The following is a 13,654-nucleotide window of genomic DNA, read 5'->3' as shown; positions in this document are numbered from 1 at the left end:
TGATTATTTTCATTGTAGGAGAGACTATAGTTGGAAAACAGTCTACAAAAGAGTAGACAGCGTTTCAGCTCATCATAACAATCCCCGCTGCTCAGCAATTTGTACAGCATGAGTGCGACTACTCGCACCCAGCTTCGCGAACACTCGGCGAATGTGTGTATTAACAGTGCCGGGTGAGATACCAAACTCGGCAGCAATCTGTTTGCTGGTCAGGCCCTCAGCGATATAACCGAATATTTTTTGCTCCATCGGGCTGAGACCCACTTCCTTCGTATCCAGGTTTGCCTCCCCTACAGAGGAAAGGCCCCTTGCCCGTTTGTCTCTTGCGAATGCCGATAATAACTGCTTCACATAAGCCATTTTCACACCATCATCCTGTATCGCCTTCGTACGGCGTAAATACAGGTAGTCCTGCAACAACCGCCTAATCTGCTCACCTTCTGCAACGAATGAACGTATATATCCTTCCGGTCCCCCCAACACCAAGGCACGGGATAATGCTGCAACACTAGCATCTGTGAATCCTTGCTTTTGCAGCATGATGGATTCTAGCAGAGCACACTCTACCTGTTCAGTCAGCCAATCCCGTTCTTCAGCCTGGTTACGGATTCGTCTCAGTTCCTCTTGTGCAAAATCATACTGCTCAAGGATAATCATCGCACGTATGCGAACCATGGAGTGGAAGATCTGATCACAGCTGGTCTCAGCTGCCATACAGCCTTCGCCTGCTGGTTTAACCAGAATGGTTTGAGCCGATTCCACGGGACTCACTTCAAGTAAAATTCGATGTTGATGTGCTTCCAGTGCTGGCTGCCAGTAGTCCATATCCTTCACAGATAACAAACCTGTGAGCTGTTGAAGCAGCTTCATGCCTTCCTCAGGTCGACCCAATGTAAGTTCAAGTCTGGCCTTTAGTACATACGCAGGAACGAGCAGTGCAGCCACTTTAATCTGTAAAGCCACTTCAAGTGCTCGATCCGCATAACTTACCGCTTCTGATAACCGATCCTGTTCCATTAAAATTTCACCATATCCGACACCATAGTAGGACGTTACATAGGCATGTTCAGCAAACCAACGTTCCGTAATCGCCCCAAAGCAAGCTTCCCCACGCCGTAAATAGCCATTAACGCCATGAAAGCTGCGTAGGCGCATGCTCTCTCTCCGATCATAATCCATATACTGAAAGGCAATATCATCGGGATATCCCTGATCGATATAGGACACCAAATAATGAGCGAGCCCATCCAAATCTCTGTTCAGATAAGCCATGTAGGCTCGCATCACACAAATGACTTGTAGCAAATACCCGACGATCTCAGGTTCAAGCTGCCCTTGAAGATGCACCCCGATCACGTGTTCCAGTTCATCAAGCTGCTTCACCATCTGTCCATAAGGCATTTCGCGCGCAACTAGAAACAGGTAGGACATATATAATTTTGGATGTGCTTTCACGATCTCCAGTGGCAAAACATCGAAGTATCGCCGGAGCGTCCACCACTCTCCCATAATAAAGTGGGCAAACAGCTCTTCCAGCAGTCGGGCTGCGTCCTGCATGTGCTGTCCGAGAATATAATGATCCAGTGCTTCAGCCGGGTATCCTTGCTGCTCATACCAATGTGCAGCGAGGGCATGTAATTCATTCACCTGTTCTGTGCCATAACGAGCCAGCTCACGCTTTAGAAATGCAGAGAACAAATGATGATACCGATACCAGTGCCTTTCCCGATCCAGTGGAACAAGGAAGAGATGTTCCTTTTCCAGCTGCCTTAACAAGTGCGGAGCTTCCTGCATATCACTTAATACCTGACACAAACTGCTGTTCATTCTTCTAGTGATCGCTGTCCGGAGCAGAAATTGCTGCATTTCGGGTGACTGACGCTGGAACACCTCTTCAAGCAGGTAATCCGAAATCGTCCTCTCCCCAGGCTGCCCGTGATCTTCACGAGACAGGGAAGTGGATGGGCTGACCAACGAGTCTGCACCCCATGCGTGAGATAAAGCCAGCAGCTTCAATCCGGCAGCCCATCCCTCCGTCTGCTGTACCCAACCACGTGCATCCTCCCCAGCAATATCCAATTGCATGATCTCCTGGCAAAATTCAATGCCCTCCTCTGCCGTAAACGCCAGTTCCTGAAGCGTGAAGTGCTTCAATTCACCTCTCAGACGCAGCTTCTCAAGCTTGAATGGAGGATAGGTGCGACTTGACAGTACCAGATGAATGGACAGGGGAAGATTTTCGATAAAGTATTGCATCTGCTCATGAATCTCAGACTGGGTTACTGCATGATAGTCATCCAGAATAAGCAGTGCATGCTGATTGGCCTGGGCAACACGGTTCAACAATAATATTAAAGCTGACCTTGGATCTATCGGATATCGTTGCAAAAAGTGTGGCAGAACGTCTCCGCAGAGCCCCTCTCTCACTCGATCCAGTGCATGAATAATGTAGAGCCAAAACTGAAGTGGGTCCTGATCTTTATCATCCAGGCAGACACAGGCCGCATGTACTGCTTCATTTCTCACCCAGCTACCTAGAAGTGTGGATTTCCCTGAACCGGCTGGGGCAGTTAATAAAGTGACTTTGGATTGGGACAATTCTTTGCGCTGCAAACTGAGCCGTGGACGGTCCATTGTATCCGCTGGCAAGGGTGGCAGTTCCAGTTTGGTTGTTAAAATCATAAATTGAAGCCAGTCTCCGTGGGGACCAGCGGTATGTTCCTGTTGCATGAGATCCTCCTGAATCAGCACCATGGTGCCCGTTTTCCGATTCATTGTATGTACATTCAGATACCCTAAGTATACAAGGAACCACGGCCATGCCCCACACATTTTTGAACTAAATCAATGACAAACAAACCCTGCACACTGAATGCAGGGTATTAATTGGATTATCGAACCATTATCCGAATGGCTCTTCTATTTTCCTGTCTGAAGCAACTTATAGTTCACTACAATATAGTTCAATCCCGATAACAGCGTAACTCCTGCCGCCAGCCACAATAAAATCACATCAACTCGCACATCTGTCAACAAACTGAACGGAATATTATTCAATAACACAGCAATGATGGCTGCCACCTGCAGCACCATTTTGAGCTTGCCATACCGGTCGGCCGCAAGTGCGATCCCCTGTTCACTCGCAATCATGCGCAGCGCCGTAATGACAATTTCACGTCCAATGATGATCACAGCAATCCATGAACCGATCAGATTCTCCTGAACCATCATAATCAGCGCAACCGAAATCAATAGTTTATCTGCCAGTGGATCAAGCAATTTCCCCAGATTGGTGATCTGATTATATTTTCGCGCCACATACCCATCCAGCTTATCCGTACCTGCAGCCACTGCGAAAATAATAATGCCAATCACCAGACCATGCTGATCCAGAAAACGAATAAGTTCACTCGACTCCTGTATCCATGACGGCAACGGGATAAAGCATAACATAAACAAAGGAATCAATGCCATTCTCGCCAGGGTAATTTTGTTAGCCAGGTTCATTGACATACCCTCCCTTAGCACCCTTCTCTTTGGAATGGACCTTTTTCCATTTACGAATCTTGGTACGAAACGACTTGAATGGAGCAACTGAATTAATCTGTATCCACTTCACCATGGCCCACCCAGGCTTAATCCCCGTCCACTTCCTCATCCCCTGCACAAATAACTCTTCTTCACTAAGTGATTCAATCCAGTTTAGCCACTGTTGCTCCGTTTCCCGAAACAAGGACCGCAGTTGTATAAGGGAGAGGTCAGCATATTTGTCGTAAAAGGATGCGTTCAATGCCCCAAGTTGGTTCCATTGATAACCTGGTGCCGGCATAATGACAACCTCTCCCGCCCGTTCATTCCGATCCCATCCCATCAGAAGGTTCATCCACCCGAGCTGATAGGCGATCATCTGTGCAGGTGTACGATCCACGCCATCTACAAGTTTATCTTTGTCACTATCGCTGATTTCACTAAACTCGTCTGCAAACAGCAGATATAAACGTTGAATGGTTTCGATCAGTTCTTGTTTGGATGCATATATCGGACCAGGCATGTTTTCCCCTCCTCGGTAACAGTCACTGTTTTTATCCTCTATCCACATTTCTCCCTCATTCCGTAATCCGCCTTTATTTCCACAAAAAGAAAGGACAACCTGTATTCCATACAGCTGCCCCTATAAATTGTATTTTGTTATTCGGCTATCCGACCAATCCCTGATCTACAATGATTCTTTTATCACTCGCTTGTAATACCATATGGACAACAGGCCGAAGATTGAATACAACAACGTATACACAATCATGACGATTACAGTAGGTGTGGCAAGTTCGGTGCCAAAGAAGAACCAGCCTGATTTCACGGCAAAATAACTATGGCTCAGTCCCACAACAAGTGGAATGCCAAAATTAAACAACTGCTTGAACTGAATTCCGCGTAACAGATTGCCTTGAGTAAATCCAAGTTTGCGCAGAATAGTATAGTTTGATTTCTCTTCTTCGCTCTCATTCATTTGTTTGAAATAGAGGATACACCCGGATGTAATCAAGAAAGTCAGTCCCAGGAAACCAACAATGAACATGATTAGGCCCATACTGGTACGTTGATTATTTCGGAATTCAATCTGGGAGAAGCTTGGAGCCTGCAATTGCAGATCTGCAAAAATGGCATACGCATTCTCGTCTTGCCCCGAATCTGTAATTTGCACACCGTAATAATCTGTCCTTTCCACCTCCTGAATTTTCGGATCAAGATCCTGCGCAAGCTCCGCATAAACCGATTCATCCACAACCGCTACAGGCGTTCCTTTGGTGTAATACACGGGAAGCACGCCCTGTTTGACGGTTCCAATCAAATGCTGGTCAATCGTATTTTTCAATCCGTGCAGAACAATGGGACCTTCATCCCGAATGGAAAAGAATTGCTGAATCACATTGCCATATCCCATGAAAATGACTTCGCCTGGTTTCAGATCAATGTTATCCACCATGCTGTCACTTACTACGCTGCTGAACAACAGCTCCTCCATTGTGGAGTCATTCATCACCTTATGTGCATCAATTTCAATATATAAAGGTTGTCTGTGCTTTTCTTCGTATGGAATCTGTTTGTTATCCAACTCCGCTATAAAACGATCCTTTACCTCAGCCTGAGCAAATGAAAAATCTTCCGGCAAGCTTTCCTTAGCTTGTGCCTCTGCCGAATAATAGGAAATGTAACTGAGCGACAGCATACCTATGGCGAGTGCCGATACAGTAGTAATAATGGTCAGCAGCAAGGCATTCGACTTCATACGAAACATGATGGAGGATAACGACAATACCTCGTTAATGGAGAGGTAGCCTTTTTTGCTTTTGCGAATCATATTAAAAATAAAACTGACGGAACCTTTATAGAATAGATATGTCCCCAAAATAACCGAGAACAAAATCAAAATCATTGTGTACATTAACTGCTGCATATCCAATTTCTCGACGCTGAACAGCCGTGCAGACAGTATGTAACCGAACACGATCAGAGCAATACCTAAGATGCCCATCAGAATCTGCCCCACAGATAACTTCTTTACCTGCTGCTCTGTTGTAGAAGACACCCGAAAGAGTGATAGAATACTCTGTGCTCGGATAAACGTGTAATTCATCAACATGATAAGCAGATACATGACGGCAAAGACAATCAGCGTTTGCACTAGCGCCATCGGTGAGAAGTATAGCTTCGTGATCACATCAACGCCAATAATTTTGAACAAAATCATCAATATCAGCTTGGAACCCAGAAACCCAATTAGAATACCGATTACCATAGAACCAAAGTAGAGAATGAAATTTTCCGCACTCAATATGCCAAATATCCTCCCCTTCGTCAGTCCGATTAGCTGAAACAAACCGATCTCCTTACTGCGCCGCTTGATAAAGATCGTATTGGCATAGAGCAAGAAAATGCCCACAATGACAATCAGTAACACGGAGGATGCGCCGATCGCAGCCGCTCCTTTTGTTGATTCAGCAACTTCATCCATGGAGGGATCATACTGTAATGTCACAAAGGAAAAATACAGCGCCACACTAAAAATCAGGGCAAAGACGTAAAGATAATAATTTTTCAGGTTTTTCCTCAGATTGCGAAAGATGATGTAGTTCAGGCTCATGGCTGCACACCACCCAACACGCCCTGAGTTTTGATAATATCGTTGAAGAAGGATTGCCGGGACTCGTCTCCTTTATTTAATTGGGTGTAGATCTGACCGTCTCGGATGAAAATCACCCTGCTGCAATAACTTGCGGCAAACGGATCATGTGTGACCATAATAATCGTAGCCTGATGCTTCCTGTTCATATCACTCATTTTGCCAAGCAGGTCCGAAGCCGATTTGGAATCGAGTGCACCTGTCGGCTCGTCAGCGAAAATAATGCTCGGATCATGCACAAACGCACGCGCAGCCGAAGTCCGCTGCTTCTGCCCACCCGAGATTTCGGACGGATATTTGTCTTTCAGCTCATATATGCCCAGTTCACGGGCGATTTGTTCGAACTTCAGGTGTGCCTCATGCTTTGGAATACTCGTAATCGAGAGCGGCAGCAATACATTTTCCTTCACCGTGAGGGTATCCAGCAGATTATAATCCTGAAAAATAAAGCCCAAATGAAATTTGCGGAATTCAGCCAGCTGTTTCTCCTTCATACCGGTGAACTCCTGACCCTCAATGTCGATCGTGCCCTGGCTGACCCGATCGATCGAAGAAAGAACATTCAGCAGCGTCGTTTTCCCCGAACCCGAGGGCCCCATAATACCAACAAATTCGCCTTTACTTACCCCGAGATCAATCCCCTTGAGGACTTCCTGTTTATTTAATTTGTTGCCATAGACTTTATGAATTTTTTTGGCTTCCAGTATCAACATATCCCACTCACTCCTCTTTGGTATATCTCTATCATAGGCGGGATGCTCCAATTTATCGTGCGATTCACCGAACAAAACCAAAAAGCATGTGACAATGTTGTCACACGCCTGCTAGGTGGATCATGTCATTTTTTCTCGGGAAGGTTAGCTTGATACTAGTGCCCTCTCCGGGAGCAGACTGTACTTTAACGTCTATACGAAGTGCTTGTGCCACCTGTCGGGTCAAATACAAGCCCATTCCCGTTGCCGTTCCTTCCAGTCTCCCCTGAGTTGAAGTGAAGCCTTTATCAAAGATACGTGGCAAATCCTGCGCTTCGATCCCTCTTCCATAATCCTGAATGGTCAATATGATGTGCCCATCCTGTTCCTTACTTTCAATGACAATGTCAGAGGAATGGCTGTATTTCACTGCATTACTAAGCAGCTGCCGTATGATAAAACCTAACCATTTGCTGTCGGTCAGCACCTTTGTCACATCTAATGACACGTCGAAGCCAATCCGTTTGGATATACACCACGACTTCAAAGCTCTAATCTCGCCGTTCAAAATCGGTTCAAGCTCTGTTTCTTCCACAAACAAATCATTATGCATAAATGGAATACGCTTCTGGTGAAGCTGCTGATCGAGCAGTTGGTGAATTCGCAGCCATTCATACGTCATCTGGCCCTGCAGCCTGTCATCCGGCATTCGCTCGATCATTAATTGCAGCGCGGTTAAGGGCGTCTTCACCTCATGAATCCAAGCCAGCATCTCATCCTTTTCTTGCTCCAGCAAAATAAAATGAGACGATGACTCCTTCCGATAACGTTCGGTCTGGGAAGTCATAGCATTGTGCACAATCCGTTCATAAGGGCTTTCAGCGATATCCAAATCTCCTGGATCATAGGTATGATCCCAGGCGCTTAATCTTTTGTAGAAACGAGTCTCTCTTGGATATCTCGCCCAGATAAAAACGATGCATACGACCACATTCAGCACGACGATATATGATACAGATCGGAATGGAATGGACGTGTCGATATAGGCTACAAATAAAAAGATGAGCTGCATGCTTATAAGCAACACTAACCAGCTCAGCTTTTCCCGTATGTACTTACCAATCATGTTTCCGCCTCTTCCGTTGCCATGTAACCCTGACCAACTTTCGTTTCGATATAGCCATCCATACCTAGCGGCTCTAGCTTTTTGCGAAGGCGATTGACGTTGACCGTGAGTGTGTTGTCACTCACAAAATGTTCATGATCCCACAGACTGCGAATCAGGTCTTCCCGGGTCACAATCTGATTTTTGTGCTCAACCAATACTTTGAGAATGAACATCTCATTTTTGGTCAAAAGGACCGATTCATTGTCATGGGTAAGGATATTTTTCAAATATTCAATGGTAGCCCCACGCCATGTGCGCAGCTCAATCCGCTCTGTATTGTAGTTATATACCCTACGCAGGGTCGCCTGGATCTTGGCTATCAGCACATCGAAATGGAAGGGCTTCTGGATAAAATCATCTGCGCCCAAATGCATTGACATGACCATATCCGTAGGATGATCCCGTGAGGACAGAAAGATAATCGGCACATTGGAATGGGCTCGGATCATGCGACACCAATGAAATCCGTCATACTGGGGAAGCTGGATATCAATGATGACCAGCTGTGGCTGAATGGCACTGTATTCCTGCATCACTTTGCCAAAATCCTGCACGCCATACACGTCATATGACCACTGGGATAACCGTTCTTTGATTTCACTGAATAACGATTCATCGTCTTCAATGAGCATAATTTTAAACATATATCTTCACCACGTTTCTGTTCTTCTTGGGCAGTTAAGTTATTAAGGTCGACTTCTGCGTGATAACCGTTACGGGTACGAATCGTTCTTTCGATCGCTGTTATCCCCAGATTTTTTTATTCCACCTTTCATAGGTGAAAATCCGGGGATAAAGGCGAGCACTCCGTTTCTTCAGAATCGATTTCGTCCCCTCCACTACTTTCGCTGCTTATTGAACAATAAAAATTGTCGAACCAAGTAAAATAATTACTTCTCACTACGTTGCAGAGCCAAAACAAAGCACATGCTCCAGATTCATCACTAGAATTCTGGAGACATGGGAGCAAACTGAACGCAAATTAGTGAATACTGTTATCCCTCCATAGTATGGAGGACCTTGCTTGGATCACTGATTTCTTCCATCCGTTCAATTAATTGCTTTGCGACATCTTTTGGCGATCTTAATTGGCCTGCTTCATAGACCTGACCGAATACCTCAGACAGTGCAAATTCCTCTGCACTTTTGCCTCTTGCCACAGCCTGTAGCTCAGTATCTACCATCCCTGGATCGAATGCAATCACTTCAACGGGATTGGGTTGCCCGGATTGTTCCATCGCTACGCACTGGGTGAACATGTTTATCCCAGCTTTGGAGGTACAGTAAGATGCCATTGAAGGTGCCGGATAACTTCCTGACCCTGATGATACATTGACTATTTTTCTGCGTGTGGTCAGGTGGTTGGTATGTTGTATAAATGATGAAGTCAGAATCATAGGCGCTGCCAAACTGATGTTCAGATTAAGACTGATCTCTTCTGCACTGCACCGATCTATCGATTTCAACGGTTCCAGCATCGCTGCATTGTTAATGAGCCCGATGAATTCAACTTCTTGCGGTGGAATCTGTTCGAGTATGCCTGAGACAAGATCGTCGATGCTATGAATATCTGCCAGATCAAACTGAACATGCTGGTAACGCTCGTAGGCTTCCTCCAAGTCAGACGTTCCGCGTGCAATACCGTAGACGTGATCTCCCTTTTCCAATAACAATTCCGCAAGCTGTTTGCCGATTCCTTTGGATGTACCTGTAATGATAAAATACCTTTGTCCCATATTTCCCCGCCTTTCTCTCACTCTGTGCAATATTGGTTAAACATCAAATCTATGACCCTTCATCTATGACTACACGTCTGGTTTTCTCCACAATGTCACCCACAGGATGGGCAAGCCAAAACAATCTTCATCCTGATCCATCGCCTTCATCGGTCGCAGCTCCACGCATTCAAAAGGATCTTCAAGCAAATAGCGAAGCTTTTCCTCCGTAAAAGCCAGACCACCTTTCATCGACTTCTCACGGTATACCTCCCAATCGTCCATAACGCTCTCCGGTCCACCCTGACCGCCAAATCCTGGAGCAAAGCAGGTCATTCCAAAATACCCTCCAGGTTTAAGTCCACTCTGAATCATCTGTATGTAGGGAATTCGCTGATGTGGCAGCAGATGGTGAAGACAGCCCGAATCATAAACCAGATCGTACTCTTCATGTGGCGTGAGTTCAAATGCTGATTTGCATTCAAAATTCACTTCAAGCTGTTCCTCCACAGCTCTTTCCTTGGCCCAGGCAATGGCTGTCTCTGAAAGATCATAAGCATCTACTTTATAACCCTGACGTGTTAGATATATTGCATTTCTTCCCGGGCCACAACCGAGCTCCAATGCTTTGCCCCCAGGTAATATTCCTGAGTTCACATGTGCTACCAGATTTTCATCCGGTTTGTTTGGAAAAAAGGGAATCGGCCGGTCTCGATCCTTGTAAAAAGGCTCCCAAAATTGCTTCGCTGATCTGAATTCTGCGTCAAGCATGTCATATAGATCCTGGACATTTTTAATCGTCTTTTCCATAACTACATTCCTCCTCAAATCCATATAAATTATCTTTCATATTCCCTCTTATGTTTCGATCTCTGTGCTCACCATTTGCCCGCTTCATCACGGTTTATACGCTAAATCAACTACCCTCCATTATAACATTTTCACCCAATCCAACTCTATTTTTCTTGTATGATTCCGATCCAAAAATGGTCTATTTACATGTAAAAACGACGTTTAGAAGAAGGAACTTCCTGTCTCCCAGACGTCGTTTGAATCATTTGTATTCATGACTCGATCAGCTTAACTTCTTCGTTAGATACAGCACCACATCGTCATCGATAATCGTTTCATCGCCCCACTTTAGATAACGATCATGCTTGTGAATGCCCTGACCATCCGGTATATATCCACGACGGGCATACAGAATTTGAGCTTTGCCATAATCGGAGAACACCCCGACACCAATCCCGGCAGTATCGGTTCGCTCATGAATAACTTCTTCTGCCCGGTCCATCAAACGTGATCCAATTCCCTGACGCTGATACTTGATCAGCACATTGAAATCATTAATTTCCGGAATACCCTGTTCCCTGAACGAAGGGTAATACGAATTCCACAATACATTCACGTAACCGGCAAAAGCTCCAGCGAGCTCCGCTACCAGAGTCACCCGCTCACCATTCTGCTGTTCTGTAAGATATTGAATGTACTGCTCCGCCGATTTCGCCCAACCTTGTTCCTGAAACGCCTGTGAAATTATGACCGGATCGCTCTCATCCAAAAGTCTGATATGTATATTCATCGATGTAATCTCCTTAATATTATTAGATACTTAAAGAATCAATTTCATAATACCTTTAGCTGCTTTAATCAAGGCTAGATATAGATCAAAACGTTTCAATTTGTCTATATCTAGTTACAAAACTTCATTTTAGTGAGTTATGAAATTGATTTACATGTTATTTTCACAAAAAGTCAGATCTACAAAGTGTTCGTTTATTCCTTTTCCAGAATATACCTTCCACTGATGCAAAAAAGAATAAAACATATCACCAAAATTCATGCCCTCTGGTAGTGTATCTACCATTTTCATTGCACCTATTTCGGAGTTAGGTTCCAGCGATAGAGCACGGAATTTTGTAATATTCGCATAATAAACCATACCAAACGTTCCATTCATTTGGTAAATTCCGAAAGGTTCTAGCATGAACCTCAATGCTCCTGTCTCTTCGAACAGTTCTCTTTCTGCAGCCCTAAGAACTGACTCGTCAGGTTCACGATTACCTCCTGGGAATTCCCAGCCTTGGCGTTTAAGGTTATGGATAATGACGTATTTCTCCTGAAACTGAGTAACCATGATGACATACTGAATCTCTTGTTCCAATTCATCATATTTACTGAGATCCAGCCACTGTTTCTCTATCATCAGAAATTACACCTCACATATTTCACCACTAGATTCCCAACCTGCTTCTAAGCAAGGTAATATGGGCAACGTGGTGTCTGCCATGCCATGCATATACGCCCAAATTGTAGTCCAGTCTGGTCGTTTCTTTGGAAGCGGGATGATAAAAGGTTTTGGCATAGTCTACATCTGTTAATGTGTTCAGTAGCGCTACCCAACGTCGATGCAGCGCATCCAGGATTTGCAGGGAAAACTCGACATCCAGCTCCCGCGAATCACTCAGTTCAGCCCATCGCTCCTCGTAATATGGTCTTATCGTGGGATTATCCTCCGTCAGTGCCAGCTTGAAACGAACCATACTATTCATATGGCTATCTGCCATATGGTGTATGACCTGTTTGAGCATCCAGCCACCTTCCCGGTAGGGTAACCTCAATTGGTCTTCACTCAATCCTTTGACCGCTTCGCGGGCGCGCTCCGGCAACTCCGCAATATCCTGAATCCACTGCTTCCGCTGCTCTGATGTGACCTCGCCTGTATGTTCAAATGATCCAATCGGGTATCTCAAATCCATCGATCATTCCTCCTTGGTTAAATGGTTTATATAGCACCGCGTACTGCCTATGGGGTATACTCCATCAGCCAGCAGTCTCTCATCTGCCCTTCATGCAGCTCATGTTCTGGTAACAGTCTGACCTTCCTGAATCCACACTTCTCGTAACAGGATATGGCTCGTTCGTTCCAGGATTGCGGGTCCATGACCACTTTCCGAGCTTGCTTTTCGTTGACTAGATAGACCAACATGGATTTTACTAGTTGTGTACCAATACCGCGGTTCCAATAATCAGCTTCTCCAATAAACTGATCTGTTCCATAGATGATTTCATCGGTGTCTCCATAACCATACTCATTCCGTTCTTCCTCCTCCAGTTCATAGAACTGGATATAGCCGATCGGTTTACCTTCGTGTTCAACCATACAACGATGTGCCGTATCCTCTTGTCTATAAAAGTGCTCTCTGACCAAGTTCAGATCATGCGGCCGATCACGGCCTTCGTAATATTGAAGTACTGCTGGGTCAGACAACCATTGAGCAAGGCGCTGTTCATCCTTTTCATCCAGTAAACGTACCGTAATCTCATTCCATTGATAGATTAGCATCACTCTGCATACTCCTTAATGATTTCCAGAGGCTCTCCTGAGACCCAGCTCAGGTCTTTGCCCAGTAATTTTTCCTGATGAACATAATAGATCATCGGTTGCCGAATCAGTTCTGCCTCCTCACCCAAAGGATGAATGGTAAAACGAACCTTGTACGTGCCCACTGCATCAGGTATGGAGAACCCCGCAAATTCAGTAATCGCTGTTGATGACTGCCTCTGTAACACTTGACGAAGAATCTCTTCCATTGCACCTGTGCTGCCGACGGAAGTAGGTCGAATAAATCGGTTGTCCTGTTTGTCATAAAAAGATATTGAACCCCAGCCAGCTACAAGGGGATATATAGTGTGCTGACCTTTATCTTCTTTTGTGCGTGTAATGGCTAATTGCACCTCGTATTCATCCGTAGCTGTCTGCCGAATCGTGCCCTTCATGTTAACATCCTGCGCTGTAATGCTTGGAGCCAGATTATTATATACAATGAAAGCTGCTACAATAATAATCGCAATGCCTGTTAGCCAAAATATCGTACTTTTTCGCATGTATTCAACC

The 13,654-nt window shown here is 45.1% G+C and carries 14 protein-coding genes; all 14 read right to left on the bottom strand.

Translation table 11 applies throughout. The features are described 5' to 3' along the window. Window positions 1-72 precede the first annotated feature (72 nt). Window positions 73-2,775: a winged helix-turn-helix domain-containing protein gene (locus tag G3352_RS06115; RefSeq protein WP_163755003.1), complete on the bottom strand. Its 2,703-nt coding sequence runs from the start codon at window positions 2,773-2,775 to the stop codon at window positions 73-75. A 144-nt stretch (window positions 2,776-2,919) separates the two neighbouring features. Further along, window positions 2,920-3,507: a CDP-diacylglycerol--glycerol-3-phosphate 3-phosphatidyltransferase gene (gene pgsA / locus G3352_RS06110; protein WP_163755001.1), complete on the bottom strand. Its 588-nt coding sequence runs from the start codon at window positions 3,505-3,507 to the stop codon at window positions 2,920-2,922. Then, window positions 3,494-4,051 carry a ClbS/DfsB family four-helix bundle protein gene (locus G3352_RS06105; protein WP_163754999.1) on the bottom strand — a complete coding sequence of 186 codons (558 nt, stop codon included), beginning with the start codon at window positions 4,049-4,051 and terminating at the stop codon, window positions 3,494-3,496. The genes pgsA and G3352_RS06105 overlap by 14 nt, the downstream gene beginning before the upstream one ends. A gap of 165 nt (window positions 4,052-4,216) precedes the next feature. Then, window positions 4,217-6,142: an ABC transporter permease gene (locus G3352_RS06100; RefSeq protein WP_163754997.1), complete on the bottom strand. Its 1,926-nt coding sequence runs from the start codon at window positions 6,140-6,142 to the stop codon at window positions 4,217-4,219. Next, complete coding sequence (locus tag G3352_RS06095; protein WP_163754995.1) at window positions 6,139-6,894, bottom strand: ABC transporter ATP-binding protein; 756 nt, start codon at window positions 6,892-6,894, stop codon at window positions 6,139-6,141. Before G3352_RS06095 ends, G3352_RS06100 begins: the two co-directional genes overlap by 4 nt. A 100-nt stretch (window positions 6,895-6,994) precedes the next feature. Then, window positions 6,995-7,999, bottom strand: a complete 1,005-nt coding sequence (locus tag G3352_RS06090; protein WP_163754993.1) for a sensor histidine kinase — start codon at window positions 7,997-7,999, stop codon at window positions 6,995-6,997. Beyond that, complete coding sequence (locus G3352_RS06085; protein WP_163754991.1) at window positions 7,996-8,685, bottom strand: response regulator transcription factor; 690 nt, start codon at window positions 8,683-8,685, stop codon at window positions 7,996-7,998. Before G3352_RS06085 ends, G3352_RS06090 begins: the two co-directional genes overlap by 4 nt. 351 nt (window positions 8,686-9,036) lie before the next feature. Further along, the gene (locus G3352_RS06080; protein WP_163754989.1) at window positions 9,037-9,777 is read right to left on the bottom strand and encodes an SDR family NAD(P)-dependent oxidoreductase; all 741 of its coding nucleotides are present in this window, start codon (window positions 9,775-9,777) and stop codon (window positions 9,037-9,039) included. A 69-nt stretch (window positions 9,778-9,846) separates the two neighbouring features. After that, the gene (locus G3352_RS06075; RefSeq protein WP_163754988.1) at window positions 9,847-10,566 is read right to left on the bottom strand and encodes a class I SAM-dependent methyltransferase; all 720 of its coding nucleotides are present in this window, start codon (window positions 10,564-10,566) and stop codon (window positions 9,847-9,849) included. 265 nt (window positions 10,567-10,831) lie between these two features. Then, the gene (locus G3352_RS06070) at window positions 10,832-11,338 is read right to left on the bottom strand and encodes a GNAT family N-acetyltransferase (protein WP_163754985.1); all 507 of its coding nucleotides are present in this window, start codon (window positions 11,336-11,338) and stop codon (window positions 10,832-10,834) included. Window positions 11,339-11,488: 150 nt separating this feature from the next. Further along, window positions 11,489-11,962 (bottom strand): NUDIX domain-containing protein, encoded by a 474-nt coding sequence (locus G3352_RS06065; protein WP_163754983.1) that lies wholly within the window; start codon window positions 11,960-11,962, stop codon window positions 11,489-11,491. Window positions 11,963-11,990: 28 nt separating this feature from the next. Continuing rightward, window positions 11,991-12,515, bottom strand: a complete 525-nt coding sequence (locus tag G3352_RS06060) for a YfiT family bacillithiol transferase (RefSeq protein ID WP_163754982.1) — start codon at window positions 12,513-12,515, stop codon at window positions 11,991-11,993. Window positions 12,516-12,562: 47 nt separating this feature from the next. Continuing rightward, window positions 12,563-13,102, bottom strand: a complete 540-nt coding sequence (locus tag G3352_RS06055) for a GNAT family N-acetyltransferase (RefSeq protein WP_163754980.1) — start codon at window positions 13,100-13,102, stop codon at window positions 12,563-12,565. Further along, window positions 13,102-13,644 carry a hypothetical protein gene (locus G3352_RS06050; RefSeq protein WP_163754978.1) on the bottom strand — a complete coding sequence of 181 codons (543 nt, stop codon included), beginning with the start codon at window positions 13,642-13,644 and terminating at the stop codon, window positions 13,102-13,104. The genes G3352_RS06055 and G3352_RS06050 overlap by 1 nt, the downstream gene beginning before the upstream one ends. Between the last annotated feature and the right edge of the window lie 10 nt (window positions 13,645-13,654).

Source organism: Paenibacillus sp. ALJ109b (assembly GCF_010747435.1).
Classification (GTDB): domain Bacteria; phylum Bacillota; class Bacilli; order Paenibacillales; family Paenibacillaceae; genus Paenibacillus; species Paenibacillus taichungensis.
The sequence above is the reverse complement of the archived record's forward strand: the minus strand, read 5'-3'. Positions and strand labels throughout refer to the sequence as shown.